Raw genomic sequence first — 25,638 nt, 5'->3', positions numbered from 1 at the left:
GGCGTCGCGGCGACTTCGTGTCGGTGCGGCGCCCTACTTCTCGTAGCGGACGACGTTCGTGCGCGAGAAGTGCCACTGCTCGTCGACGTGGAACCCTTCGGTGGCGAGGTCGGCGGTGACGCGTGGCCGCCAGTCGTTCTTGTCGCTCGTGATGAGCCAGACGGTGTCGACGGCGGCGGTCTTGTCGAGGACGTCTTCGAGCGGGTACTGCGTCGACCACAGGCCGTCGGTGTCTTCGGCCTTCTGGTCGAGCGTGATGTCGTCGATGCCGGTGAAGGCCGACGGGTAGGTGTCTTGGATGATGCGGGACGTGGTCGCGGGGTGCCGGCGCACGGGGCCGTAGACGACTGCGTCCTTCGATCCCGGCTTCTCGAGCGCACGCTGCTTCGCTACGAGGGCTGCCACCTCGTTCCACGCGGAGGCGTCTTTCGCGGTCGGCTGCCGCTGCGCCAGATAGGTGGGCACGGAGAGCATGATCGAGACGACGACGACGGCGGCGATCACGAGGCGAGGGCGGATCCAGGAGAGGCCGAGGGCCATCAGGATCGCCACCCCGGGGGCCGCGAACGAGACGTATCGCGGCGAGTACAGCGGAGTGCGCACCAGCGAATAGGCGATGAGACCGAGTGTCGGGACGAAGATCCAGGGGAGGGCGAGAGCGAGGAGGGTCGTCTTCGCGCGCGTGCTCCGGACGATCGCGAACACGAAGCCGGCGGCCATGAGAAGCCAGGCGAGGGTCGCGAACCAGGTGTTGCCGGGGAACCACTGCGTCGTGAAGACCTCGGAGACCGCGTGGAGCGTCGGACGCGTGATCCAGCTGATCTGCTTCGACTGATCGGACGAGAGGCGGGCGAGGGGGATGCATCCCACCGCAGTGATGACGGCGGCGACGGCCCAACGGAGCGCCGGTCGCCAGCGGTGCGGAGCCTCGGCGACGGTGTCGGGTGCGCCGGTGTCGGGGGAGGGGCGAGCCTCTTCGTCGGGGTCGACGGAGCGGTCGCGTCGCAGGGTCAGGACGAGGGCCGTCACGCCGTGACCGACCACGACCAGTGCGACGTAGAGGAACACCGCACACGACAGCAGGGCGACGACCGTGTACGCGACCCACCACCGGGCCGAAGGGGATCCCGCCGTCGTGCGCCGCCAGGCCGTGAGGAAGAGGATCGAGGCGACCACGCAGAGGAGGGTCGCGAGGGCGAAGGAGCGGCCTTCGCCGCCCATCCAGGTCACGCGGGGGATGACGCAGAAGAGCAGGCCCGCGAGCAGTCCGACCCGCCGCCCGGCGAGCATCCGCCCCAGGACGGCGGTGAGGCCGGCCGCGATGCCGACCGCGAGCGCACTGGGAAGGCGCAGCGTGACGGGGGTGTACGTGAAGAGGTCGAACCAGACGTGCATGAACGAGTAGTAGGTCGCGTGCACGGCGTCGACCGTCGTGAGCATGCGCGCGAGATCGGGCCACGGCCGGGTGGCGGCCACGACCGTGGCCGCCTCGTCGAACCAGAGCGACGGCGTCCAGCTCCAGGCGAAGGCGACGAGGGCGCCGAACACGGCGATGATCGCGGGCTCTCGGACCCGGCCGCGGTCGTCGGCATCGACGGTGCGAACGGTCGTCGTCCGCGGCGGTGCAGTGGCGGGGTCGGCGACGGGGGAGTGGGCCGTCACGGACGGCTCTCGGGCGTCGAGGCGACTGCCGTCGAGCGAGCCGCGAAGTCGTTCCAGCGCTCGACGAGGGTGTCGACCGCTCTCTGGAAGCGGGCGGTGGCGACGCCAGGAGTCGTCTCGCCGAAGTGGTGCCGGGCCCAGAACTCGAGCCGAACACGCGCGTCCTCGTCGAGGAGGACCCGGTCGACGGCCGCGACGATGTCGGCGGCGTCGTCGGCGCGAAGCCACTCGGCCGCCGACAGGTAGCCGGTCTCGTCGACATCGGCCGCGGGGGAGGCGGGGCGGGTCACGAGCAGGGGGCGCCCCGTGGCGAGACGGTCGTAGACCATCGCCGAGATGTCGGTGATCGCGACGTCGGCGGCGGCGAGCTGCCACCCGAGCGCCGGACCGTCGTCGTAGACGTGCTGGGCCGTCGAGTCGCTCTTGTTCTGCTCGTCGAGGAGGGCCACGATCGCGAGGTGGGCCGCACGGTAGGCGGGGTCCGCGACACCGCTCCGGGGGTGCGGGCGGTAGATCACCCGGAATCGAGGATCGGCCGTCAACGCTCGGACGAGGGCCGTGCCGTGGGTGGCGATGGAGCCGTAGGCCGCGGCCGCGCGGTCGCCCTCCCAGGTCGGCGCGTAGAGGACGACGGTGCGGTCGTCGGGCGTGTACGGAAGCGTGCCGGCGAAGTGATCGGCCTGCGGGCGGCCGATCGCGAGGGTGCGCTTCTCGACGTCGTAGTCCCAGAGGTTGGCCGACAGTCGGGCCCGGGCCGCGTCGCCTGCGACGAACGCGTAGTCGTACGCCTTGAACTGGTTCGTCGTCATGTACATCTTGTCGCTCTCGCCGTGATTGATGAACACGTGCCACATGCGGCCGTAGCGCATCATCTGGAAGTTGCGGGAGTTCTGGTTGACGTACAGGGTCATGGCGACGGGCTGCTGGGCGACGAAGGTCTCGAGATCGACGGTCTGTCGCGCGTAGACGACCGGAACAGGCGATTCCTCGAGGAGGGTGAGCATCGTGGCGGGGTTGCGCACGACGATGGCGACCGGGTGGGTCTTCGCGAGCTCGGCGAGAGGGGCGTACCACTGACGGATCTGGTAGAGGTTCACGGGGCCGTCGGCGTAGTACACGGCGATGCGGATCGTGCCGGGCCGCAGACGGGAGGTCTGCTCGAGCCGACCGGCCAGCTTCCGTCGGGTGGACCACGAACGGCCCATGCGGCGGACAAGTTTGTACGCCAGTCCGATGTCGCGAGAGACGGCCACGAGAGATTTCCGTTCTTCCTGAGGTGCGACGCCGCCTTCGGCGGTACCTGACGATCTTAGAGGTCCCGCTCGGGCGACCTGCCCGCGGGGGCTCGGTCCGGTCAGGCCTTCGCCAGCTCGCGTTCCCGCTTCGCCGGGGCCGACCACGAGGCCGGCTCGAACCGCGCTTTGACCTTGAGGAACGGTCGCTCGATGGCGTAGTGGCTGCCGATCGCCACTGCGATCGAGGCCGCGACGAGGACGAGCTGTCCGAGGAATCCCGAGACGAAGGGTTCGAGCAGCGCGATGACGAGCATGTGCCAGAGGTAGAGGGAGTACGAGACGTTCCGGCCGAACCAGGACAGGGGCTTCCAGGAGAGGACCGAGCCGAGGACCGAGGGACGCGAGACGAGCCCGGCCACGAGGAAGGCCGTCGCGAGGGCCACGGCGGGGAGAGTGAGGCCGAACACGTGGGCCTCTTGCTGCCAGTTGTCTTCGATCGTGATCTGCACCATGAGCCCGACGATTCCGACGAACCCGAGCCAGATCGCGACGCGGCCCCAGACGCCGGCGAAGAAGCTGCGAGCCCGCTCGTGCGTCAACGTCAGGGCGAGCACGGCACCGAGGAGCAGGGGAGCAGCGCTCGAGATCGGGTTGAAGTAGATGTCCGGGGTCGCGCCGGGGTTCGGCGGAACGAAGAGCAGGCCGGAGGTGACGGAGAACGCGACGACGAGGACCGCCAGAGCCCAGGCGATCGTGCGGCGGCGAAGCCCCTTGGAGAGGAGAAGAAGAAGCGCCGGCGGCCAGAGGAGGTAGAACTGCTCCTCCATCGCGAGGCTCCAGGTCGGGGCGAACACGCCCTGGGAGAGGTGGCCGAAGGCGCGCGCGATGTTGCCGGTGTAGGTCAGCGCGATCAGAGCGGCACCGCCCGCGTCGAGACGGAGGCTGGCACCGTCGCTGCGGACGAGGAACCACAGCGACGCGCCGACGATCACGACGCCGATCAGGGTCGGGTACAGCCGGAGGACCCGGCGGAACCAGAACCGGCCGAGGTGGATCGACCCGGTCTGCATCTGCTCCTTCAGGAGGAGGGACGTGATGAGGTAACCGGAGAGCACGAAGAAGACGTTCACCCCGATGAATCCGCCGCTCCATCCGGCGAATCCGAGGTGGTACAGGATGACTGCGAGGATTGCGAGGGCACGGATGCCGTCCAAGGACGCGACTCGGGAGCTTGCCGAGCGCGTTTTCGCGGGGGGTTGCTGGATGTCGGTTGCGACCATTCGTGTATGCAATGCCTCCGGGCTAAGAGCGACCTGTACGTTCGGGGTGCACCCCGGACGCGGTTGTGACGCTCAGGCGACCTATTCCATCACGGGGAGGGGACCTGTTCGAATGTCAACACGCTCGCGCTCGTGGCCTCGCCGACCATGGCGAGCTCGCCCTCGAGCTTTCCCATCGTCACTTCACTCCCAGGGCACTGCCGAAGCCGGCGCCGTTGTTCGCCAAGCCCATCAGGAGGATCCCGGCCCATTCGAGAGCGTGGGCTGCGCCGAGGCCTCCGGCGTCGAGTGGCCGCATTCCCATGCTGCTCAGAAGGGCCGCGAACTCGGCCTTCGCCGCCACGTCGTCTCCGGCGAAGAACACGTCGAGGGGCTCGTCCCGCGCTATGACCCCTCCGAAGATGGTGTTGAAGGCCTTCACGACGTGGGCGCTCTCCGGAGCGACCTTCGCGATCCGCTCCGAGACGGAGTCGCCGGGGGTGGTCACGACGCCACTTGCATCGTCGTTGAAGGGATTGCTGATGTCGACGAGGGTCTTGCCCGCCAACGACTCGCCGAACTGTGCGACCGCGTCCGCCGCTCCGGCGAAGAGGACGGCGACGATGACGATCTCGCCCGCCGGCCGTGAGCCGAATGTGCCCACCGAGGCGCGGCCGCCGATCCGCTGCGCGAGAGCCTCGGCCTTGGCGGGATTGCGACTGATGATCTCCACGGTGTGGCCGTGCTTCGCTGCCCGGGTGCCGATGGCATCGGCCATGTTCCCGGAGCCGATGATGCTGATGGTGGTCATGGGGTCTTCTTTCTCCTGAGTGAGGGCGAAAAGGAGGCTACCCTCCGTTTCGAGAACGACAACCGGAGGGGTACCTCCTTCTATTCCCGTCGACTTCCCGGTAGGTTGACGAAATGATCACGAGCGACGTCGAGTCCAGGCCCGTTCCTCGGCGCCGAGACGCTGTGAGGAGCCACGAGAGGCTGATCGAAGCGGCGCAGCTCGAGTTCGCCGTCCGGGGCGCCGACGCGTCTCTGGAGAAGATCGCGCGAGGTGCCGGCGTCTCGATCGGAACGCTGTACCGGCATTTCCCGAGCCGCCTGGATCTGCTCGTCGCCGCCTTCGAGCCCCGACTCCAGGAGTTCCTCGACGGCGCAGGGGAGGCCCTCGCGGTGGACGACCCCTGGGAGGGCTTCGTCTCCTATCTCGAGAACCTGTTTCGCGTCCAGGCGGGGGATCGGGGGTTCAACGACTTCCTGTCGCGCCGTTTTCCCGGCAATGCCGAGACCGAGCGCATCCACGACCTGCTCTGTCGCCAGATCGACCAGGTGCTCGCGCGCGCTCAACGAGCGGGCCGGGTCCGGGACGACATCGCGCTCGCCGACATCGTCAACCTGATCTGGTCGAACGGTCGGATGATCGATGCCACCCGCGCGACCGCGCCGGGTGCTTGGCGGCGCTACCTCCACCTGATGCTCGACGCCTACCGGGCCGAGGCGGCGCACGCGCTTCCCGAGCCGCCCATGTCTCAAGAACAGCTTTATCGCGCCATGGTCCAGCTCAACGAAGGGGACTGAGCTCTACGCCTCCGAGAGGGGCGATTATCGATTACTTGACATAATGTGCATTATCGGCGCATTACACGATCTCGGAAGTTCGATATGGCGAGGCCCGCAACGTGGGATGCACCACGCGACGATTCAGGCGTGCGGCCCGGTGTTCCAGAGCGCTCGACCCGAGGCACTGTAGAGGACGAGGTTACCGTCGGTCTGCAGAGCCAAGTGGGCTCCGGCGCCGTTGCCGTCCGTGCCGGTGAACCACAGTGCAGCACCCGAGCTGCTGTAGAGGACGAGGTTGCCGTCTCCCTGTAGGACGAGACGACTGTTCGAATTGCCGCTCGCGCCCGAGTTCCACCGGGCCACGCCGTTCACGTAGAGGACGAGGTTGCCGTCCGGTTGGAGCACGAGGACGTCCGTGCCGGAGGGCGTGTGGAGGTAGTCGCCTGCCACGAGAGACGCACCCGCCTGCAGGGTGTTGGACCCGGGGGCTCCTGCACGCCACGTGACGGCTCCGGAGGGAGCCGAGCGGTTCACGATGTCGCCGTCGTTGCCGATGGAGAGCAGGGACGCGCCGGCGATTCCGACCGCTCCCGAGTTCCAGAGCACGGCCCCGGAGGATGAGTAGAGAACGGCGTTGCCGTCGCCCTGGAGGCGGAGGAACGCGCCCGGGTTGCCCGAGGTGCTCGTGTTCCAGGTGGCACTGCCGTTGCCGTAGGCGACCAGGTTGCCATCCCCCTGGAGAGTCAATCGGTACTGGCCGTTGTTCGACGAGATGCTCGAGCCGGAGTACACGGTCGTGGCGCCCGACCAGGTGTTCCGCGATGTCGAACCGTCTGCCCCGACACTGGGGGCTCCGACTCCCCCGGAGGCGAGAGCGGTCAGCGAAGCCACTGTTCCGTTGAAGTAGTCCTGGTCGCCCGGGAAGGTCCCGCTCGCGGCGTGCTGCCAGAAGGTCCAGTGCGTCCACCCACCGGGAAGGGGCCCGGGGTCGGATGCGGTGGTCCAGTTGACGAGGAACAGCGGGTTGCTCGTGAACGCGGTGCTGTTGCCGGTGCACTCGATCCACCAGGCGGGCGTCACATAGATGACGGGACGGACGCCGTTGACCGCCAGCATGGTGTTCGAGAAGTCGGAGATCCACTTGACCATGGCGCCGGGGGTCAGCCCGAAGCAGTCGCCGTTGTTCGTGCTGTTCTCGAGGTCGAGCATCGGAGGGAGCGTCGTCGAGTCCGGGCTCCAGCGACCGCCTCGCTGCAAGAAGTAGGCGGCCTGCGTCGTTCCGTCGGAAGCGAGAGGATCGGCGAAATGATAGGCGCCGCGAATCAGACCGGCTCCTCGAGCGCCGCTGTACTGCGGCGCGAAGACCGAGCTGTCGTTCGCGGCATAGGTGCCCTGAGTCGCTTTGACGTAGCTGAAGCTCGCGCCGGCTGCGGCGACGGATTTCCAATCGACCGTTCCCTGCGCGTAGCTGACGTCATTGCCTTGAAGGACGCCCGGCGGGACGACGGCGGGCATCGCTGCGGGCACAGCCGTGGGCGCCGACGGGACGAGGCTCGGCGTCTCGGCGTTCGCCGCGGTCACTCCCCCGAAGCCCGCAGCGCAGGCGACGACGAGGGCGACTCCGGTCAATACGGTTCGTCCGAATCGAATCCCGCTCATGTCGTCCCCGATCCTGCCGGAACTCCGTAGTCCGGCCAACCCGACGATCCTATCCATGGCTCCGGACGGAACGGGGCCGACCGGCATGGTTGCCGACTCGAGATCCTCCCGCAAGCGGTACACCCTAGAGTGCCCCGGCTGTCGTCAGGAGTTCGCGCAGAGCCGGCGTGATCTTCTTGCTGTAGGTCGCCGTCAGATGGAATCTGTCGAGTTTGACGGGAACCGTTCCGACGAAGGCCGGGCACAGGTCGTCGAGACAGAGCGTTGGACGAGCGTCGACGAACGTGCCCGATTTGGCCTCGATGGTCTGACGGTCGGCGGTTGCTCGCGTCTTCCACAGCGACTGGGTTCTCGTCACGCAGTCGTTCGGCGTACTCGTCTTCGTGTAGCAGGCGGCGATGTCGGCACTGTCGGGTGGCGACGTGAGCGCAGCCAGTCGTGCACCGGATGCCGCGGCGCGGTCGACGTAGGTCGTCAGCGCGGCGGTCCAGGCGTCTTGCGTCGCTCGACGGTTCGTGGCGTTGTCTTTGAAATCCTGATAGGAGTTCGTGACGAGGACCAGGTCGGGTTTGGTGCTCGCGATGTAGTCGAGCGTCGCTTGGTTGTGGGCCTTGCACTTCTCGATGGTGTCGGCCGAACCCGCCTGGACCTCGAGATCGAGGAACGGGCAGGCGAACATCGCCCGGTTCTCCAGTCGCCACGTCGAACCTTCGGCCTCTACCACTCCGATGAGCCCTTCGAGGTAGTGCACCGCGGTGGAGTCTCCGACGAGAACCACCCGCTTCGCGGCACTTCGCGGACCCCAGCTGCACTGCTGCTGGGTTCGGCCGTTGGTATCGCTGGCGCCGCACGCCAGATGCGGACTGCCCTCGCGGGTGCCGTCGAGTACTGCATCGATGCTCGGCTCGAGGTCGGTCGGCCAGGCGCTCGCTTCCAGGGCCGCGTGGATCTCGCCTTGGAGGGCGGCGACGGCGGGACCCGCGGCTGCCGGTGCTCCTTCTCCCCCGCTCGGGGTCGCTCCGGCCTCCACCGGCGCGGCGCTCGAGGGCTTTCCCGCCGCGGAGGACGAGCCGGAGACGGGGATGCTCGTAGGAGTTCGTGCAGGGATCAGGGCCAATACGGTGATCAGCGCCGTGGTCGCGGCCAGCGTCGCGATACCGGTGTGCTTGACCTCGGGCCCCACCTCCCCGAGCCAGGCGCGCCAGGGATGCCTCGGCCGTGTCGGGTCGGCCCGCGGCGTCAACCAGGGTGAGTGCATGAGCGGCTTCTCGACCAGATGGTGTGTGCAGATCGCGACTCCGAAAGCTGCCGCCAGTATGAGGGTCGTCTGCACGGGGTTTGACGAGCCGAGAGCGGCAGAGCCGAGGATGAGGGCCGGGAAGTGCCAGAGGTAGATCGAATACGAGACGGTGCCGAGGTAGAGGGCGATGGGGTTGGTCAGCGGGGCGCACCACCAGCGGTGGCGCCCGCACCCGGCAACGATGACGAGCCCCTTGCCGAGAACCGGAAGTGCCGCCCAGGGGGCCGGAAGGACGTTCGACGAATCGATGGTGGCGATGCCGGCCACGAGGACGAACAGGCCGAGCCATCGCAGGACGTGGGACACGGCGCCGGGAATCCGTTCGAGCAGGGGTTCGCCGAGGGCCAGGAGTGCTCCGAAGCCCAACTGCCAGACCCGAGAGGGCGTGGCGAAGTAGGCGACGGTCGGCTCGGTCGCGGCGAGGTGCAGGGACACCAGGAAGGAGGCGATGACGGCCATCGTCATGACCGTCGAGAGGATCACGGTGACGGCTCGGCGCCCGATCCGAGACACTGCGGCAGTGACGGCGAACAGCCCGAGGGGCCAGACGAAGTAGAACTGCTCTTCGACGGACAGCGACCAGAAATGCTGGAGGGGCGACATGGGACCCTGGCTCGCGAAATAGTCGGTGCCGATCTGCCCCAAGCGGATGTTGAGGCCGAAGCCGGCTGCCCAGGCCGCGTCGATCGCGACCGATGTCAGGCGAGCTCGAGGAAAGATCAGGCTGGAGCAGAGCATCACGACGAGCACCGTGACGACGGCCAACGGCAGAATTCGTCGAGCGCGACGCGCGTAGAAGTTGCGGATGCTGATCTTCCCCGTCTGCTCGACCTCTCGCAGCAGAAGCCTCGTGATGAGGAACCCGGACAGCACGAAGAAGACGTCGACACCCAGGAAGCCGCCCACGGGCCATCCGAAGGCGTGGTCGGCGACGACGGCGCCGACGGCGAATGCCCGCAGACCCTGGATGTCGGAGCGCAGGCGCGACAGGCGAGGAGGCACGGTGAGTGCGAGCGAGGCCTCTGGAGGTGTAGGCATGGCGGCCTTCGGGGTCGGGGGGCTCGCGGTCACTTCGTCGGGACTCCTCGAACTCCAGGGAGGGCATCGGTCGCCACAAGGTGATTCATCACCCAGGCATGTAGAAGGCATACTACATGTTCACATCACTGCAACGTGCGCAAGCCAGCAGGCTGTGGATAACTCGCTCGAGCTCGGGCTGTGGAACTGGTTCGGGATAGCGTTGTCCGCGTGTGGACCTGGATCGAGCGACGCCCCGTGGTCTTCGACGTGCTCGCGGCCGTCATCGGCTTCGTCTTCTTCGCCGGACTCGACGTCACGCGTACCGGGCCGTCGACCATCGCCGTCGATGCGATCTACGCTCTGGCGGTCGCATTCCGGCGGGCTCCGGGCCTGGCCCTGACCATCGCCTGGATCGGCGCCGTCACTCAGCTCGTCATCCTGCCGTCGTTCATCAACGGCAACGTCCTCATCGTGGTGGTCATCGCGGCCACGAGCCTCTCTCAGAGCCCGACGGTGCGGAGGCTCGGCCTGGCCTCCAGTATCGGCGGCGGCCTCATCGCCGGCGTCAAGCTCGTCCTGATCACCGGCGACTTCCTCCCGGCCGGCCATCACGGCACCGAAGAGAGCCTGACGCGGATCATCTACTTCCTCGGAGTGACCGGCGTCGTGGCAGCGGCCCTGATGCTCTTCTGGCTCTTCGGTGCCGTGACCCGTGTGCGCCGGGCCTTCGCCAGCGAGCGACTCGTCCGCCTCGAAAGCGACCGGGAACGTCTTCGTGCCGAGTTGCGCGTCGCCCAGGAGACCGAGCGGATGCGCATCACGAGAGAGATGCACGATGCGATCGGGCATTCCCTCGCCGTCGTCATCGCACAATCCGATGGGGCTCGGTACGCGATCGCCAAGAATCCGGCGGCGGCGGCGGATGCCCTCGCGGTCATCAACCGGTCCGCGCGCGATGCACTCGACGACGTCAGCGCTCTTCTCGCCGTCCTCCAGTCGAGCGACGCCCACGAGGGATCCCCCGGGGTGGCGGATCTCGAAGGGCTCGTCGAGAACATGGCGTCGTCCGGGTTGACCGTGGCGCTCAACGAGACGGGTGACCGCGTCGGACTGCCGACCTCGGCCGACCTCGCCGTCTACCGCGTTCTCCAAGAGGCGCTGACCAACGCCCTGAAGCACGGCGGCCCCGGGACGAAGATCGACCTCTGGCTCTCCTGGCGGGGCGACGCCGTCGATCTCCACACCCTGACGAGCGAGGCCGACGGGCGGCGTCTCATCGCCCCGAGGACGCCGACGCCGCACACAGGCTCCGCGCAGGGCCGCGGCGCCGGCAGCGGCTACGGTGTGGCGGGCATGATCGAGCGCGTCCGCCTGCTGGGCGGCACGGTCGAGGCCGGTTTCCGCACGGATGGCCCGACCGGCTACGAGATCCGAGCCGCCATCCCCTACGGACAACTTCCTGGAGACCACTCCCCCATGTCAGGCCACTCCTCGCGCCCCGAGGTCTCCTCGTGAGCGCCATCCGCGTCGGACTCGCGGACGATCAGCCCCTGTTCCGCGCCGGCATCCGGATGATCCTCGACTCGCAGGACGACATCGAGGTCGTCTGGGAGGCGTCCGACGGCGCCGAGGCCATCCACTCCGCGGGCGAGCGGCCAGTGGACCTCATCCTGATGGACGTGGAGATGCCCGGCGTCGACGGGGTCGAGGCGACCACGCGCATCCTCGCCTCCGCTCCCCCGGCCGACGGCCGACAGACGCGCGTCGTGGTCCTCACCACGTTCGAGCTCAACGACAAGACGTTCAAGGCGATCCAGGCGGGGGCCAGCGGCTTCCTGCTCAAGAACGCCGACCCGGAGTTCCTGCTCGCATCGATCCGCACGGTCCACTCGGGCTCGGCGGTCATCGCCCCGTCGGTCATGACGGGGCTCGTCGAGCGCTTCGCGCGGAAGACGACCCGGATCGACACGGATGCCCTCGCCGAACTGACCACGAGGGAGCGCGACATCTTCTCGCTCATCGTGGGAGGCCTCAGCAACAACGAGATCGCGCTCGAACGCCACGTCAGCGACGCCACGGTCAAGTCGCACGTGAGTCGCATCCTCGGAAAGCTGGAGCTGCGCGACCGCGTCCAGCTGGTCATCTACGCCTACGAGAACGGGCTGGTCACCCCGGAGGAGTGACCAGCCCGAATCGAGTGGAGGGAGCTAGGCGACCGGCAGCTTCTCGGCGGCGATCCCGGCACGCTCGGCCTCGACGGCCTCGAACGCGGTTGCAGTCGAGACGGGGACGGCGGTGCCGGTCTCCTCTGTCTCGGTGTCGATCTGCTTGTAGACGACGATCGAGTGGTAGGCGAAGCGGAGACCGAAGCCGACGACGAGCAGGGCCGCCTGGACGTAGACGACGTTGAAGTCGGTGTCTTTCGTCACGAGCCAGAGCACGGCGGTGCGAATCGCCGTCTCGACGACGTTGAAGCCGGCCGAGTGCACGAAGCGCATCCAGGTGCTGCGCCCGCCCGCCATGCGGTCGTGGAACACGAACTTCTCCTGGAGGAGGAAGTTGCTGAGGATGGTCACGGCCCCCGCGATGACGGCCGCAGGCAGGTTCGCCATGCCGACCCAGTGGGTCAGGACTGCCAGGATGACCAGGTTGGCGACGGCGCCGAAGGCCCCGATCGCCGCGAAACCGGAGATCTTGCTGATGCGGAGGTCGAAGAGCTGACGGAGGAGCGCGAAACCCTGCTTCATGTCGGCCTTGGACGTGCCGGCCTGTCGCGCTTCGAACACCAGCGGGACCTCGACGACCTCGTGCTGCTTGCGGGCGAGGATCTCCAGCAGGATCTTGAAGCCGCGAGGGCGGAGGTCGGACAGGTCGACCGTGTCGCGGCGGACTGCGAAAAAGCCCGACATCGGGTCGGTCGTGCCGTTGAGCTTGCCGGGGAAGAGGGCCTTGGTGAGCTTGATCGACCCTTTGGAGACGGCGCGACGGAGGCCGTTGGACAGGCCGTCGCTCGAGCCGCCCTCGACACGGCGCGAGGCCACGACGATGTCGGCACCCGTCGCACGGGCCGCTTCGAGCATCGAGGGGATCGTCTCGGGTCGGTGCTGCAGATCGCCGTCCATGACGACGGAGATGTCGCCGAGGCCGGCCGTCAGGCCCTCGATGACTGCGCCGGAGAGACCGCCGACCGGGGTCTCGCGGTGGATCAGGCGAACGGGGATCTCGTGCTTGGTGGCCGTCGCCCGGATGACGTCGGGGGTGTCGTCCTTCGAGTCGTCCACGAACAGGATCTCGGCATCGACGCCCTGCGTAGCGGCTTCGATCCGTCGGACCAGCTCCTCGACGTTGGGGGCTTCGTTGAAGGTGGGGATGACGACGGTGAGTTCCACGTGCGTTCTCCTTGACTGGGACGGTCGTGCTCGGGCTTGCTCAGCCTACGGAGACGACCTCACCCGGCGAATCGGCCGACCGGCCCAAATGCGGCCTCAACACATGTGATGAGACCGGAGGTCGAGTAGCCACGCCCAAGGACCCGGCCGAGCACAGGAGCGAGGTGCTCGGCCGCCCCGTCACGCCGCTTCGACGGGCAGGTACTGGCTCCACCAGTCGAGGATCGCCTCGAATCGCTGCACCCGGTGGCGGGGTCGACCGCTGCGGCTGAGTTCGTGGTTCTCGCCGGGGAAGACCAGCATCTTCGTGTCGACGCCCGCGCGGACGAGCCCGAGGTGGTAGCGCTGTGCCTGCGAGAGCGGGCAGCGGAGATCGTCTTCGGAGTGGATGACGAAGGTCGGCGTCGTCACCTGCGAGACGAACGCCTGCGGGCTCTGCTCGGCCATCTTCGCCGGATCGGAGGAGGCGTACTCCTCGCTGAAGTAGGTGCCGATGTCGGAGACGCCGATGAAGAACTCGGGGTCGAGGAAGCCGCGCTCGACGATGGCGCCGGCGAAGCGGTGCTCGTGCGCGATCGTCCACGCCGTGAGGTAGCCACCGTACGAGCCGCCCATGATGCCGACGCGGGACGCGTCCAGGCGGGAGTTCTCGGCGAGGGCGCCGTCGAGGAAGTCGAGCACGTCGTCCATGTCGACGGTGCCCATGGCCTCCTTGATGGACCGGCCGAAGCTCTGCCCGTAGCCGGCCGCGCCCCGCGGGTTGCACATCACGACGCCGTAGCCCGCGCCGACGTAGACCTGCGCCTCGTCGAAGAGCGAGCCCGTGTACTGCGAGTACGGCCCGCCGTGGATCACCAGGAGCGTCGGGTGCGGCCCCTCCCCCTCGGGCGTCAGGACCCAGCCGTGGACGGGAGATCCGTCGCGGGCGGTCACGACCAGCTCGGGAGCGGCTGCCGTTCCGGCCAAGCGGAGAGCGGCGGAGAAGTCGGTGAGGGTGTCGAGCCCGCCGTCGCGCACGACGGCGACGTCGCCGGCCGACTCGGGCGTGGCGAGGCTCACGGCCGTCGTGCCGGCGGCGGTGGCGTAGCCGGAGACCTCGACCGGACCGTCGGTGAGGCGGGTGACGGTGCCTTGCGAATCGACGCGGAGGAGCTGGACGGTGCCCCGGGTGGTGTCGACGACGAGCACGGCGTCGTCGTCGATGGGCACGAGCGCGGAGGCGCCGAGGTCGACGGTCTCCGGATCGGTCAGCCGTCGAGGCTCGGCACCCGCCTCGGTGAGGGCGTACAGCGCCGCGTTCGTGCCGACGAAGTCGCGGCCGGAGGCGCCGAGGTCCGAGGCGAGAACGAAGGTCGTGCCCGACTCGGTCGCCACGACGTCGTCGACGCCGAGGTCGCCGCCGAGGATCTCGGTCGTGGTCGTGAACGCCCCGTCGGCCGAGATCCCCACGGCCCAGGCGCTCGAGCGCAGGTCGGTGTCGCGACCGGCGTGGAGGGCTGCGACGAAGGTCACGGCGCGATTGTCGGGCGTGAACCGGGGATGCGCGTGGTCGGCGTCGTCGCTCGTGACCTGCACCGGCGTGGGCACCTCGCCCCGCGCCTCCTTGTCGCCGTCGCTCTCGTCGTCGATCGATGGGACCGTCTTGACGAAGGGTTCGCCGAACACGTCGGGGACGTCGGCGACGAAGATCTGCGCGCGGCGGTCGGTCGTGTAGCCGAGGCCGTTGGCGAGGTAGCGCGTGGTGGTGATGAGACGCGCGGGCTCGGCGGAGGCGCCGACGCCCTCGACGGTGCCGTAGCGGCCGTGTTCGGGCACGCGCGACACGAAGACGATGCGGCGGCCGTCGGGCGACCAGGAGAACTCGGACACGCCGAGCTTCTGGTCGGTCACGGCGACGGGCTCGCCGCCGACCGCGTCGATCACGTGCAGCTGCGGGGCGCCGTCGGCCGTCGAGCGGAGGAACGCCAGCAGGCTGCCGTCGGGCGAGAAGCTCGGAGCGGCGTCGTGGAAGCCGCGGGTCAGCCGGCGTGCCGGGGCCGACCCGTCGCTCGGCACCTGCCAGAGCTGCCCGACGGAGGTGTCGGCGCCGAGGTCGGGCCGGGAGACGGCGAAGACGACGCGGGATCCGTCGGGCGAGACGGTGGGATGCGAGACGGACTGGAGGAGGGAGATGTCTGTGGGCTTCATCCCCTCCACCCTATTCGCCGCTACGGACGAGCGAGCTGTTCTCGCAGCAACGGCAGGAGTGCCGCCGGCTCGAGCGGTTCGTCGGTCGCCTCCAGTTCGGCGAGGCTCCACCAGCGGGACGCCAGGATGTCGACGCGCTCGTCGTCGGTCCATTCGTCGTCGACGATCTCGAAATGCGGGAGACGGACGACGAAGAACTCGGCATGGCCGTGCGTGTGGTCCGCGCGATCCCACGGCACCTCGAAGTCCTCGACGTAGACGACCGGGCCGGGATCGGAGATAACCTGCCCGGTCTCCTCGTGCAGCTCGCGGACGGCGGCCTGGACGTGGTCCTCTCCGGGGTCCACTCCCCCGCCGGGCGTGATCCAGCGGGAGGACCCGCTGGAGTCGGGTGCCTTCGTCAGCATGAGGAGGACGCGGTCGTCGGGATCGACGACCAGGAGCCGCGACGTGCGGCGGAGGATCCGCTCGGCCATGGAAGGTCAGACCGCCGCGAAGCCGGACACGTCGCCGACGTACCGCGTGTGGTCGGCGGGGATCGGGTCGACGGCTGCCGAAGCCACCTCGGCGGCGAACTCCGACACGTTGTACAGGCGACCGGCGGCCTCCTTGCGCGCCTCGAGGGCGCCCGGGTTCGAGCGCTCGAGGAGCGTCGCCGTGATGGTGCCGGCGATCATGTCGCCCGAGACCACGACGAACTCGACGCCCTTCTCGGTCAGTTCGGGGACGAGCGCACGCAGGGCATCCTCGCCGGCTCGCTTCGACAGGGCCACGGGAAGGTATTCGGGCATCGTCTCGGTGGTGTGGATGAAGTGCGCCTGGTGGCTGGTGACGAAGACCACGCGCGAGCCGGGAGCCAGCAGAGGCAGGGCCTGCGTGAGGACGTCGACCTGCGCGTCGCGGTTGAGCAGCAGGGCGTAGTCGTCGGCCATGCCGGACTCCATGCCGCCGGAGGCGTTGAGGACGAGGACGTCGAGGCCACCCCATTCGCGAGAGACGGTGCCGAGCATCTCGGCGACCGACGCGGGGTCGGTGAGGTCGGCTCCGATGGCGAGCGCCTCGCCTCCCGCCTGCTGGATCTTGTCGACCAGCTGGACGGCGCGCTTCTCCTTGTTGCGGAAGTTGATGACGACCTTGGCACCCGCCTCGGCGAGGTAGGCGGCGGTGTCGGCGCCGATGCCGCGGGACGACCCGGTGACGAGGGCGCGCTTGCCCGAGAGGGATCCGGCGGCGAGGGGGTTGGACACGAATGGCTCCTTCTGGTCGAGACGGTCGTCGGAAAGGGGGATCCTGACGACCAGCCCCGAGGATACCAACCGGGGGTGCTTCGCTTCGGCCGGGCTGCTAGCTTGGTGGAATAACACACACCAATGAAGGAGGGTTGAGACGCATGGAAGATCTCCTCACCTATTCATGGGTTCTCTGGCTGGCACTGATCCTGGTCTTCGTGATCGTCGAGGTCGCGACCGTCGAGTTCACGTTCCTGATGCTGGCGCTCGGCAGTGTCGCCGGGCTTCTGACCGCCGCCTTCGGCGGTCCGTTCTGGCTTCAGGTGCTCGTCGCCGCGCTCGTGTCCGTCCTGCTGCTCTTCGCCGTCCGGCCCCGCATGCTCCGCGCTCTGAAGCGAGGCGGCGATCCCACCCTCAGCAACATCGAGGCTCTTCTCGGCACGCGAGCAGAGGTCATCCTGCCGATCGTCGACGGCGCGGGTCCGCGCAATCTCGGTCAGGTGAAGCTCGCCAACGGCGAGACGTGGACCGCGCGGCTCCTCGCGCCCGAGGGTGCCGGCGTGATCGAGTCGGGCACCACCGTCGTCGTCACCGCAATCGAGGGGTCGACCGCAGTCGTCGTCCCCGCTGAAAGGAACGTCTCGTGATCACCGGTTCGGACATCGGCGGCATCGTGCTCGCCATCTTCCTCATCATCGTCATCATCTTCGTGCTGGTGATCTTGTTCCGGTCGATCCGGATCATCCCGCAGGCGACCGCGGGCGTGGTCGAGCGGCTGGGCAAGTACCACAAGACGTTGACCCCGGGGCTGAACATCCTCGTGCCGTTCATCGACCGTGTGAGGCCGCTGCTCGACATGCGCGAGCAGGTCGTCTCGTTCCCCCCGCAGCCGGTGATCACCGAGGACAACCTGGTCGTCTCGATCGACACCGTCGTCTACTTCCAGGTCACGGATGCCCGGGCTGCGACCTACGAGATCGCCAACTACCTCGGGGCGGTCGAGCAGCTCACCACCACGACGCTCCGAAACGTCGTGGGTGGCCTCAACCTCGAAGAGGCCCTCACCAGCCGTGACAACATCAACGGCCAGCTCCGCATCGTCCTCGACGAAGCGACCGGAAAGTGGGGCATCCGCGTCGGTCGGGTCGAGCTCAAGGCCATCGAGCCGCCCCTGTCGATCCAGGACTCCATGGAGCAGCAGATGCGTGCCGAGCGTGACCGTCGCGCTCAGATCCTCCGTGCCGAGGGCACCAAGCAGGCCGCGATCCTCCAGGCGGAGGGCTCCCGGCAGGCGAGCATCCTCGAAGCCGAGGGGTCCGCGCAGGCGCAGGTGCTCCGAGCGAAGGGCGAGGCCGAGGCCATCGCCACGGTGTTCCAGGCGATTCACGACGGCGATGCCGACCCCAAGCTGCTCGCGTACCAGTACCTCCAGACCCTGCCGAAGATCGCCGACGGTCAGGCGAGCAAGGTGTGGATGATCCCCTCCGAGTTCACCGAGGCCCTCTCCGGGGTCGCGGCCGGGTTCCTCGGCGGACGCGACGCCCTGAAGTTCGATCCGAAGGCGGCCGCTGCGGCTGCATCCGCTGCGGCCGCCGCGACTCCCGCCGCCCCGTCCGAGCCGGGCGCTTGAGCCCTCGCGCGCCGATGCGTCGACGGGCCACCCGGTGGTTCGACTCGCCGACGCCCCGGGTGATCGCCCATCGGGGGCTCGCGACGGATGCGCCCGAAAACACCCTGCTGGCGTTCCTCTCCGCCCTGAACGCGGGTGCCACGCACCTCGAGACGGACGTCCACGGCACCCGCGACGGCGTGGCCGTCATCAGCCACGATCCCGACCTGGCCAGGGTCGGCGGTTCGGGCACGCCCATCGTGGCTCTGACGAGCTCGGAGGTCCGGGCGATCCGCCTGCCGAGCGAACAGGGCGTCCCGACTCTCGTCGAGGCTCTGGACGCTTTCCCCGAAGCGTTCTTCAACATCGACATCAAGGCGGAGGAGGCACTGGTCCCGACCATCGACGCGGTCCGGCTCCTGAAGGCGACCGATCGCGTGCTCGTGACGTCGTTCGACGACGCTCGGCGCAAGCGCGCCGTCGAGGCCCTCCCGGGAGTCGCCACCTCCCCCTCGTCGGTCGGGGTGATCAAGGCGGCTCTGGCCTCGCGACTCCCCCACGGCCTCCTCGGGTTCGTGCAGCGGGCCGCCCTCGCCGACGTGGACGCCCTGCAGGTCCCCGAGCGGTTCCGCGGCGTGCCCATCGTCACCCCGGCGCTGATCTCCGCGGCTCACCGGAACGGCGTCGAGGTCCAGGTCTGGACCGTGAACGAGCCGGCTGACATGCGGCGGCTCCTCGCCCTCGGCGTCGACGGTCTGATTACGGACAGGGCCGATCTCGCGGTCGGGATCGTGTCAGGCGGAGCACACTGAAGTCGTGCATCCCTGAAACCGGAATTTTGAATTCAATGCTCCGGATCGCCTGTGTGCGCACTGGGAATGGTCGTAAACGGAAACAATCGCAGGCGATATGACGTTATAACGGGAGATTGCAGCGCGAGAGGAGACCACACAATGGCAGATCGCAGTTTGCGCGGAATGAGGCTCGGAAGCCAGAGCCTCCAAAGCGAAGAGGGAGTGGAGTTCTCTCCCCGCAAGAAGGCCGTCTATCAGACGGCTGACGGAGCCACGTTCGATGTCGTGTTCGCGGCAGAAGCCGAGATCCCTGAATCTTGGCAGTCACCCAAGAGCGGCCAGGAGGGCCTTCTGCTATCCGCCGACGGCAAGCCGGTCGAGATCGACCGAGGCGCCGAGAAGGTCGCCCGGACCCACTGGGACATGTTGCTGGAGCGCCGCACGCGCCCCGAGCTCGAGGAGCTCCTTCAAGAGCGGCTCGACTTCTTGCGGGCACGCAAGGGCAAGCAGAAGATCGGCGCCTGACGTCGGTCCCCTCATCATCCGCACCGGGTGGTGAACAGAGAAGCGCCGGTTCTGGGCCGGCGCTTTTTTCGTGCCCGGAGTCGCCAGCCGGAGGGGCGCGATCGTCACGCGGCGCGAGCGAGACGCCGAGCCCGGCGACGGGCACGGCGAGACACACGCTTCGCCTTTGCGGCCTCGCCGTACCCGGTGCCGACGAGCAGCAGCCGTGCCAACACGAGGGTCGCGAGCCCGAACAGCATCACGAAGCCCTCCATCGCCGCGCTTGCGGCGATGGCCGGCGTGATGCCTTTGCCGAGCGTGATCGTGTGCAGCAGGACCCCCGGCTCGTAGGCCGGGATCGTCTGCACCGTGCTGCCGTCCGCGGCGATGATCGCGCTCGAGCCGACCGTGGAGATGTTCACCAGGGGGCGCGACGACTCGATGGCACGCAGGCGGGCGATGGCCAGTTGCTGCGCGTTCTCGTTCGACCTGCCGAAGTCGGCGTTGTTGGTCTGAGCGAGGATCACCTGTGCTCCGCCCTGAACCATCTGCGTCGTCAAGGCGTCGTCGACGATGTCGAAGCAGATCGAGATGCCGGCCTTGATCCTGCCGACGTCGAGCACGTTGCCGCGGGTGCCGGGCGTGAGGTCGCGGGTCAGGAGGTCGACCAGCGACGGCGCCAGCATGCGGAAGAACGACCGGTTGGGCACGTACTCGCCGAACGGCACGAGGTGCTTCTTGTCGTACTGCCCCGTGACCTTGCCGCCGGACCAGACGATCGACGAGTTGTAGAGCTTCGACCCCTTCTGCGTGATCACCCCCGACACCAGCGGCGCCTTGTACGCCTTCGTGAGCACGTTGAAGATGTATTGCCCGTAGACGTCGCGGGTGGGATCGCGATCGCTCGCCCCCTCGGGCCAGACGAGCATGTCGATCTTGGCCGACGGCTGCACCCCGTTGTAGGTCGCGTTGACCTGGGCGTCGGTCAGGTCGCCGTACGAGCGCTGCTGGAAGAACCCGGCCTTGCCGTTGCCCTGGGCGGCCGCGATGGTCGCGGTCCCGGCGGACTGCGCGGGCCAGGCGGGCACGGCGAAGACCGCCACGATCGCCGTCGCACCGATCAGGAACCGCCACGAGCCGACGACCGGCTGGTACCGGACCAGTTCGATGACGAGCGCGACGAGACCCACCATCAGGAAGCTGAGACCGGAGATGCCGACCCAGGCCACCAGGGAGGCGAGCGGGCCGGTCGACTGGCTCTCGGCGACCCGGCCCCACGAGAAGCCGCCGTACGGCCAATGGCCCGAGGCGTATTCGCGGGCCACCCAGAGACCGGAGACGACCACGGGCAGGAGGACGAGCCTCCCCCAGACGCCCGGCCAGACCCGGGGCACCCAGCGGTACGCCAGTGTGAGGGCCACGGCCCCCGCCGAGAAGAAGAGCGCTTCGAAGAGCGTGAGCGCGATCCACGGGACCGGCCCGAGATAGGTGCTGATCCAGTCGATGTGGACGACGAGGAACGAGGCCCCGCCCACGTAGCCGACCAGAATCGCTCCGCCGATGCTGCGCCCGAGCACCGACACCAGGTACAGGCCGACGCCGAGGAAGGCGAGCGGCCAGATGTCGTGGTTCGGAAAGGCCGCATTGAGGATCGGGCCGGCGCAGGCGGCGACCACCAGGGCGACCCACAGCGGCAGACGGAAGTCGCGGGGCCGCTCCACGCGCGACCGTGTGGCCGCCGAACCGAAACGGCCACTGCGAAGCGGGGGATGCACGGGCCGGGCCTCGCGCAGGGCGTCGACGCCGCTCATACCGCGCTGTACGAGACGATGCCCCGCCGGACCGCGTCGAGCGCCTTCCGCGCCGTCGTGCCCACCGGCGAGTCGGCCACGATGGAGAGCTGGTCGAGCATGTCGATCGTCTGCTTGGTCCAGCGGACGAAGTCGCCTGCCGCGAGGTCGGCGTCGTCGAGCACGGAGTCGAGGGTCGCGCCCCGCGCCCAGCGGTGCATGGCGAGGGCCAGGCCGGGAGCCGGCTGCGAGGTGCCGGGCAGCTTGTGCGCCTGCTCGAGGTCGTCGAGCTCGCTCCAGATGGTCTGGGTGCGATCGAGGGCCGTCCGGTATTCGCCCCGGGGCAGGTAGCGCTCGGAGACGGTGCCCTCGTCACGACGCGGCTCGTAGACGAGGGTCGCGGCCATGGCGGCGAGCGACGGGACGTCGAGGGAGTTCCAGGAACCGCGGCGGAGGCATTCGGCCACGAGCAGGTCGCGGTCGCCGTAGATGCGTCGCAGGGTGCGCCCCGGTCCGGCCACGTCGACCTCGGCGACCCGCGAGACGTTCGACGAGTCGTAGGTCGCCGCCTCGGCGCTGTTGGAGCCGTCGCGCGGCACGAGGTAGCCGAGGTCGAGGAGGACGTCGGTGACCCGGTCGAAGATCTTGGCGACCGCACCGGTGCGGCTGCGGATCTGCGCCGAGAGCTGGTCGGTCTGCTTCTTCAGCTTGTACCAGCGCTCGGCCCAGCGGGCGTGCTGCTCGCGCTCGGGGCAGGCGTGGCACGGGTGCTGCCGCATCTCGCGTCGGAGGCCGGTGATCTTGTCCTGGCGGCGCTCGCGTTCGCCACGACTCTGTACGTCCGCGCGTGAGGCGCCCTGGCGCTCGAGGTCGGCGATCTCCTGGCGGAGCAGGATGTACTCGCGGAAGTCGCCGAGGTGGCACTCCATCGACTTCGCGTAGCCGTCGAGCGACTCCTGCTGCGTGCGGACCTTGCGGGCCAGGTCGACGACGGCCCGGTCGGCCTGGAACTGCGCGAACGACGTCTCGAGCACCTCGCGGGTGCGGGAGCGCCCGAACTGCTCGATGAGGTTCACGGCCATGTTGTAGGTCGGACGGAAGCTCGAGTTGAGCGGGTAGGTGCGGCGGGAGGCCAGAGCAGCGACAGCCTGGGGGTCGAGGCCCTGGGTCCACTGGATCACCGAGTGGCCCTCGACGTCGATGCCCCGCCGACCGGCGCGCCCGGTCAGCTGCGTGTACTCCCCCGGCGTGATCGGCACCCGCGCTTCGCCGTTGAACTTCTCGAGCTTCTCGAGGACGACGGAGCGGGCAGGCATGTTGATGCCGAGGGCCAACGTCTCGGTCGCGAACACGGCCTTGACCAGCTTGCGCTGGAAGAGGATCTCGACCACTTCTTTGAAGGCCGGCAGCATGCCCGCGTGGTGGGCGGCCACCCCGCGCTCGAGCCCCTCGAGCCACTCGTAGTAGCCGAGCACGGCGAGGTCTTCGTCGCGGAGCGTGCGGCAGTGCTCGTCGACGATCTCGCGGATCTCCTCGCGTTCGGCGGCGGTGGTGAGCCGGACGCCGGAGCGGAGCACCTGGCGGACGGCCTGGTCGCAGCCGACGCGACTGAAGACGAAGAAGATCGCGGGCAGGAGGTTCAGCCCGTCGAGCATGTCGACGATCTTCCAGCGGTCCATCCGCCCGGGGACCGCCTGGGGGTGCGGCGCAGGGCGGGATCCGCCACGGCGGTTCGAGTAGCCGTGGCTGCCCGTCCCGGGGCGACCACCGCCGGCTCGGCCCCCGGAGCGGCGCTGGAGCGACGTGGCGCGGACCACTTCGGGGTTCACCCGGTTCGTCGCGGCCTGACCGGAGGAGTCGAACAGGTCGAGGTACTTGGAGCCGACGAGCACGTGCTGCTGGAGCGGCACCGGGCGCTCTTCGGAGACGATGACGTCCGTCTCGCCCCGCACGGCCTGGAGCCAGTCGCCGAACTCCTCCGCATTCGAGACGGTGGCGCTGAGCGAGACCATCCGCACGTCGAGGGGCAGGTGGATGATCACTTCCTCCCACACGGCGCCGCGGAACCGGTCGCCGAGGAAGTGCACCTCGTCGAGCACGACGTAGCGGAGGTCGGTCAGCAGGTCGCTACCCGCGTAGAGCATGTTGCGGAGCACCTCGGTCGTCATGACGACGATGCGGGCGCGGGAGTTGACGTTGGTGTCGCCGGTCAGCAGGCCGACCTCGGAGGCGCCGTACTCGGCGACGAGCTCCTGGAATTTCTGGTTGCTGAGGGCCTTCATGGGCGCCGTGTAGAACACCTTGTCGCGTGCATCCTGCATCGCGAGATGGATCGCGAACTCGGCGACGAGGGTCTTGCCGGCACCGGTGGGGGCGGCGACCAGAACGCTTCGCCCGGCCTCGACGACCTCGCACGCGGCGAGCTGGAACTCGTCGAGGGGGAAGGTCAGCCGGGAGCGGAAGGCCTGCAGCTGCGGGGTTCGGGTGCGGATCTTCGAGGCGGCGAACCGCTCGGCGGGAGACAGCTCGCTACTCGTCACCCGTCTATTCTCCGGCCACTTCGGCGTCGAGCGCCGCATCGAGGGCTGCGGCGCGCTTCGCGGCGCGTCGGTCGTGGATCCAGGAGACGACGCAGGCGACCAGGTAGAGGATCACCATCGGGATCGCCAGGAGCACCATCGAGAAGACGTCGGCCGACGGCGTGACCAGGGCGGAGAACACGACGATGCAGATGATCGCGATGCGCCAGCCCTTGATGATCGCTGCGGCGGAGACGACGCCGATGAAGTTCAGGAGGACGAGGAAGACCGGGAGGACGAACGCGACGCCGACCGCGAGGACGAGCTTGAGCACGAAGCTGTAGTACTGCTTGGCGTCGATGATGCTCGAACTGCCGGCGGAGACGAAGCTCGTCATCACCTGCACGATGTGCGGGAAGACGTAGAAGCCGCCGGCGCAGCCGATCAGGAAGAGCGGGATGGCGGTGAGCAGGAAGCCGAGGGCGTAGAGCTTCTCCTTGCGCACGAGGGCCGGGACCACGAACGCCCAGATCTGGTACAGCCAGACCGGGCTCGAGATGACGACGCCGATCGTGATGCTGATCGTGATCTTGAGGTCGAAGGCCCCGGTGACCACGCCGTAGTTGAGCGACGCCTCGTGGTTCGAGTTCGCCAGCTGCTGCACCGGTGCGCTCAGCGCGACGAGCACGTAGTCGGACAGGAACCAGCCGGCCACGGCGCCGAGCACGATTCCGAGAGCGATCCGGACGGCGCGCTTGCGGAGTTCGACGAGGTGCGACCCGAGCGACATCTGGCTCGCGTCGCGGGCGGGCTTGGGGGCCTGGCTCTGCCGGTCACCACCCAGGTCTGTCGCGGCCAAGGATGCCTCCTAGGGAGAAGTCGGGAGTTCCTCGCGACTGCAAGGCAGATGCCAGTGTAACGCGCCGCTCGTGACGATCAGATGTCGTAGCGGGCCGCGGCTCGGGCCGCCCACTCGGCCACGGCGGCCCGGGCGGACTCCGGTTCGAGCACCACGGCGCGCCCCGGAAGGCCGGCCACGAGGCGTGCCAGCGAGCCGAACTGCGAGACCCGGAGGCGCATCCGGCACCGCCCGTCGGCGGTGCGCTCGATCTCGTCGGGGGCGTAGTCGGCGAGCATCGTCGAGGCCTCGGTGTCGATCTCGACGGTGACGACGACGTCGTCGGGCGAGCCCTCGAACAGGGTCTCGGGCAGGGTGACGTCGGCCGCGCGGAACGAGATCGGCTGGTCGCTGACTCGTGTGTTGCTCATCCGGTCCAGCCGGAAGGTGCGCAGGGCCTCGCGCAGGTGGTCGTAGCCGCGCAGGTACCAGTCCGCGTCGACCGACTCGACCCGGAGCGGGTCCACCCGGCGGCGTTCGGACTGCCCGCGCACACCGGAGTAGTCGAACTCGACCTGGACCCCTTCGTCGACGGCGGCGCGGATCAGGCCGAGCACTTCGCTGGTCTCGGTGTTCTCGACCGCCACCTGGGTGGGTTCAGCCGAGGCGCCCCGCGACAGCTTCGACATCAGCGTGGCGATGGCCTGCCGGTCGGCGTTCTCCGGCAGTGAGGAGAGGTACTGCAGCCCGGCGATCAGGGCCGCGGCCTCGCGCGCCGAGAACCGCGGCGAGTCGTCGATGGCGACGAGGTTGGTCAACACGATGACGTCGTTCTGCTCGAAGTCGTCCCAGGCGATGTCGAAGAGGTCGCCGTGCTGGTACTGGTTCGTCTCGCCGGGGATCCCCGAGACGGCGATCAGCTCGACGGCGCGGCGGATCTGCGCGACCGGCACGCCGAAGTGGGTGGCGGCCTCGGCGACGCTGACGCTCCCCCTGTCCATCAGGTACGGCACCAGCGAGAGCAGGAAGGCGAGCTTGTCGGTCGCGTGCTGCGCGGGGACGCGGTCGGCCACGG

Annotated in this window: 21 protein-coding genes; 7 read left to right on the top strand and 14 right to left on the bottom strand. The window is 68.6% G+C overall.

The genetic code is table 11. The features are described from left to right. Nucleotides 1-33: 33 nt before the first annotated feature. The 4 genes from ABEA39_RS15920 to ABEA39_RS15905 form a co-directional block, all read right to left on the bottom strand. Nucleotides 34-1,662 carry a glycosyltransferase family 39 protein gene (locus tag ABEA39_RS15920; protein ID WP_345376941.1) on the bottom strand — a complete coding sequence of 543 codons (1,629 nt, stop codon included), beginning with the start codon at nucleotides 1,660-1,662 and terminating at the stop codon, nucleotides 34-36. After that, nucleotides 1,659-2,915 (bottom strand): CDP-glycerol glycerophosphotransferase family protein, encoded by a 1,257-nt coding sequence (locus ABEA39_RS15915; protein WP_345376940.1) that lies wholly within the window; start codon nucleotides 2,913-2,915, stop codon nucleotides 1,659-1,661. The genes ABEA39_RS15920 and ABEA39_RS15915 overlap by 4 nt, the downstream gene beginning before the upstream one ends. Before the next feature lie 101 nt (nucleotides 2,916-3,016). Further along, nucleotides 3,017-4,111: an acyltransferase family protein gene (locus tag ABEA39_RS15910; protein ID WP_345376939.1), complete on the bottom strand. Its 1,095-nt coding sequence runs from the start codon at nucleotides 4,109-4,111 to the stop codon at nucleotides 3,017-3,019. A 244-nt stretch (nucleotides 4,112-4,355) separates the two neighbouring features. Beyond that, nucleotides 4,356-4,967, bottom strand: a complete 612-nt coding sequence (locus ABEA39_RS15905; RefSeq protein WP_345376938.1) for an NADPH-dependent F420 reductase — start codon at nucleotides 4,965-4,967, stop codon at nucleotides 4,356-4,358. Nucleotides 4,968-5,080: 113 nt separating this feature from the next. Here ABEA39_RS15905 and ABEA39_RS15900 point away from each other — a divergent pair, with 113 nt between their 5' ends. Beyond that, on the top strand, nucleotides 5,081-5,743 hold the full coding sequence (locus tag ABEA39_RS15900) for a TetR/AcrR family transcriptional regulator (protein ID WP_345376937.1): 663 nt from the start codon (nucleotides 5,081-5,083) through the stop codon (nucleotides 5,741-5,743). Between the two features lie 123 nt (nucleotides 5,744-5,866). On the opposite strand, the gene ABEA39_RS15895 is transcribed toward ABEA39_RS15900, so the two are convergent. After that, nucleotides 5,867-7,384 carry a GH25 family lysozyme gene (locus ABEA39_RS15895; protein ID WP_345376936.1) on the bottom strand — a complete coding sequence of 506 codons (1,518 nt, stop codon included), beginning with the start codon at nucleotides 7,382-7,384 and terminating at the stop codon, nucleotides 5,867-5,869. A gap of 124 nt (nucleotides 7,385-7,508) precedes the next feature. Beyond that, on the bottom strand, nucleotides 7,509-9,722 hold the full coding sequence (locus tag ABEA39_RS15890) for an acyltransferase family protein (protein WP_345376935.1): 2,214 nt from the start codon (nucleotides 9,720-9,722) through the stop codon (nucleotides 7,509-7,511). Between the two features lie 210 nt (nucleotides 9,723-9,932). Here ABEA39_RS15890 and ABEA39_RS15885 point away from each other — a divergent pair, with 210 nt between their 5' ends. Both ABEA39_RS15885 and ABEA39_RS15880 read left to right on the top strand, forming a co-directional pair. Beyond that, entirely contained in the window at nucleotides 9,933-11,219 is a 1,287-nt protein-coding gene (locus tag ABEA39_RS15885) for a sensor histidine kinase (RefSeq protein WP_345376934.1), read from the top strand. Continuing rightward, nucleotides 11,216-11,887 carry a response regulator transcription factor gene (locus ABEA39_RS15880; protein WP_345376933.1) on the top strand — a complete coding sequence of 224 codons (672 nt, stop codon included), beginning with the start codon at nucleotides 11,216-11,218 and terminating at the stop codon, nucleotides 11,885-11,887. The genes ABEA39_RS15885 and ABEA39_RS15880 overlap by 4 nt, the downstream gene beginning before the upstream one ends. Nucleotides 11,888-11,911: 24 nt before the next feature. Here ABEA39_RS15880 and ABEA39_RS15875 read toward each other — a convergent pair whose 3' ends face one another. The 4 genes from ABEA39_RS15875 to ABEA39_RS15860 form a co-directional block, all read right to left on the bottom strand. Continuing rightward, entirely contained in the window at nucleotides 11,912-13,093 is a 1,182-nt protein-coding gene (locus tag ABEA39_RS15875) for a glycosyltransferase family 2 protein (RefSeq protein WP_345376932.1), read from the bottom strand. A 180-nt stretch (nucleotides 13,094-13,273) separates the two neighbouring features. Next, the gene (locus ABEA39_RS15870; RefSeq protein ID WP_345376931.1) at nucleotides 13,274-15,280 is read right to left on the bottom strand and encodes a S9 family peptidase; all 2,007 of its coding nucleotides are present in this window, start codon (nucleotides 15,278-15,280) and stop codon (nucleotides 13,274-13,276) included. 20 nt (nucleotides 15,281-15,300) lie between these two features. Continuing rightward, nucleotides 15,301-15,756, bottom strand: a complete 456-nt coding sequence (locus tag ABEA39_RS15865; protein WP_345376930.1) for an NUDIX hydrolase — start codon at nucleotides 15,754-15,756, stop codon at nucleotides 15,301-15,303. A gap of 6 nt (nucleotides 15,757-15,762) precedes the next feature. After that, nucleotides 15,763-16,527: an SDR family oxidoreductase gene (locus tag ABEA39_RS15860; RefSeq protein ID WP_345376929.1), complete on the bottom strand. Its 765-nt coding sequence runs from the start codon at nucleotides 16,525-16,527 to the stop codon at nucleotides 15,763-15,765. Between the two features lie 143 nt (nucleotides 16,528-16,670). Between ABEA39_RS15860 and ABEA39_RS15855 the strand changes: the two genes are divergently transcribed. The 4 genes from ABEA39_RS15855 to ABEA39_RS15840 all read left to right on the top strand — a co-directional run bounded on the left by ABEA39_RS15855 (nucleotide 16,671) and on the right by ABEA39_RS15840 (nucleotide 19,437). After that, complete coding sequence (locus tag ABEA39_RS15855; RefSeq protein WP_345376928.1) at nucleotides 16,671-17,156, top strand: NfeD family protein; 486 nt, start codon at nucleotides 16,671-16,673, stop codon at nucleotides 17,154-17,156. Beyond that, entirely contained in the window at nucleotides 17,153-18,139 is a 987-nt protein-coding gene (locus ABEA39_RS15850) for an SPFH domain-containing protein (protein WP_345376927.1), read from the top strand. The genes ABEA39_RS15855 and ABEA39_RS15850 overlap by 4 nt, the downstream gene beginning before the upstream one ends. After that, entirely contained in the window at nucleotides 18,136-18,930 is a 795-nt protein-coding gene (locus ABEA39_RS15845) for a glycerophosphodiester phosphodiesterase (RefSeq protein WP_345376926.1), read from the top strand. The genes ABEA39_RS15850 and ABEA39_RS15845 overlap by 4 nt, the downstream gene beginning before the upstream one ends. A 141-nt stretch (nucleotides 18,931-19,071) precedes the next feature. Next, entirely contained in the window at nucleotides 19,072-19,437 is a 366-nt protein-coding gene (locus ABEA39_RS15840) for an RNA polymerase-binding protein RbpA (protein WP_345376925.1), read from the top strand. Between the two features lie 104 nt (nucleotides 19,438-19,541). Here the strand turns inward: ABEA39_RS15840 and lnt are convergent, their stop codons facing one another. The 4 genes from lnt to ABEA39_RS15820 all read right to left on the bottom strand — a co-directional run bounded on the left by lnt (nucleotide 19,542) and on the right by ABEA39_RS15820 (nucleotide 25,636). Next, nucleotides 19,542-21,227 (bottom strand): apolipoprotein N-acyltransferase, encoded by a 1,686-nt coding sequence (lnt, locus tag ABEA39_RS15835; protein WP_345376924.1) that lies wholly within the window; start codon nucleotides 21,225-21,227, stop codon nucleotides 19,542-19,544. Beyond that, nucleotides 21,224-23,785 (bottom strand): DEAD/DEAH box helicase, encoded by a 2,562-nt coding sequence (locus tag ABEA39_RS15830; RefSeq protein ID WP_425556986.1) that lies wholly within the window; start codon nucleotides 23,783-23,785, stop codon nucleotides 21,224-21,226. The genes lnt and ABEA39_RS15830 overlap by 4 nt, the downstream gene beginning before the upstream one ends. Next, nucleotides 23,751-24,584, bottom strand: a complete 834-nt coding sequence (gene tatC, locus ABEA39_RS15825; protein WP_345376922.1) for a twin-arginine translocase subunit TatC — start codon at nucleotides 24,582-24,584, stop codon at nucleotides 23,751-23,753. Before tatC ends, ABEA39_RS15830 begins: the two co-directional genes overlap by 35 nt. A 77-nt stretch (nucleotides 24,585-24,661) precedes the next feature. Next, the gene (locus ABEA39_RS15820; RefSeq protein WP_345376921.1) at nucleotides 24,662-25,636 is read right to left on the bottom strand and encodes a helix-turn-helix transcriptional regulator; all 975 of its coding nucleotides are present in this window, start codon (nucleotides 25,634-25,636) and stop codon (nucleotides 24,662-24,664) included. Nucleotides 25,637-25,638: the final 2 nt, after the last annotated feature.

It is taken from the genome of Frondihabitans cladoniiphilus (genome assembly GCF_039544345.1).
In the GTDB taxonomy this organism is placed as follows: domain Bacteria; phylum Actinomycetota; class Actinomycetes; order Actinomycetales; family Microbacteriaceae; genus Frondihabitans; species Frondihabitans cladoniiphilus.
Note: the sequence above shows the minus strand (reverse complement) of the source record. Positions and strands in the feature narration are given on the sequence as shown.

Excerpts from the sequence above, each read along its gene's own strand:
- ABEA39_RS15905 (WP_345376938.1), bottom strand. The coding sequence starts at position 4,967 with ATGACCACCATCAGCATCATCGGCTCCGGGAACATGGCCGATGCCATC.
- ABEA39_RS15900 (WP_345376937.1), top strand. The coding sequence starts at position 5,081 with ATGATCACGAGCGACGTCGAGTCCAGGCCCGTTCCTCGGCGCCGAGAC.
- ABEA39_RS15895 (WP_345376936.1), bottom strand. The coding sequence starts at position 7,384 with ATGAGCGGGATTCGATTCGGACGAACCGTATTGACCGGAGTCGCCCTC.
- ABEA39_RS15890 (WP_345376935.1), bottom strand. The coding sequence starts at position 9,722 with ATGCCTACACCTCCAGAGGCCTCGCTCGCACTCACCGTGCCTCCTCGC.
- ABEA39_RS15870 (WP_345376931.1), bottom strand. The coding sequence starts at position 15,280 with ATGAAGCCCACAGACATCTCCCTCCTCCAGTCCGTCTCGCATCCCACC.
- ABEA39_RS15865 (WP_345376930.1), bottom strand. The coding sequence starts at position 15,756 with ATGGCCGAGCGGATCCTCCGCCGCACGTCGCGGCTCCTGGTCGTCGAT.
- ABEA39_RS15855 (WP_345376928.1), top strand. The coding sequence starts at position 16,671 with ATGGAAGATCTCCTCACCTATTCATGGGTTCTCTGGCTGGCACTGATC.
- ABEA39_RS15840 (WP_345376925.1), top strand. The coding sequence starts at position 19,072 with ATGGCAGATCGCAGTTTGCGCGGAATGAGGCTCGGAAGCCAGAGCCTC.
- lnt (WP_345376924.1), bottom strand. The coding sequence starts at position 21,227 with ATGAGCGGCGTCGACGCCCTGCGCGAGGCCCGGCCCGTGCATCCCCCG.
- ABEA39_RS15830 (WP_425556986.1), bottom strand. The coding sequence starts at position 23,785 with ATGCGGCGCTCGACGCCGAAGTGGCCGGAGAATAGACGGGTGACGAGT.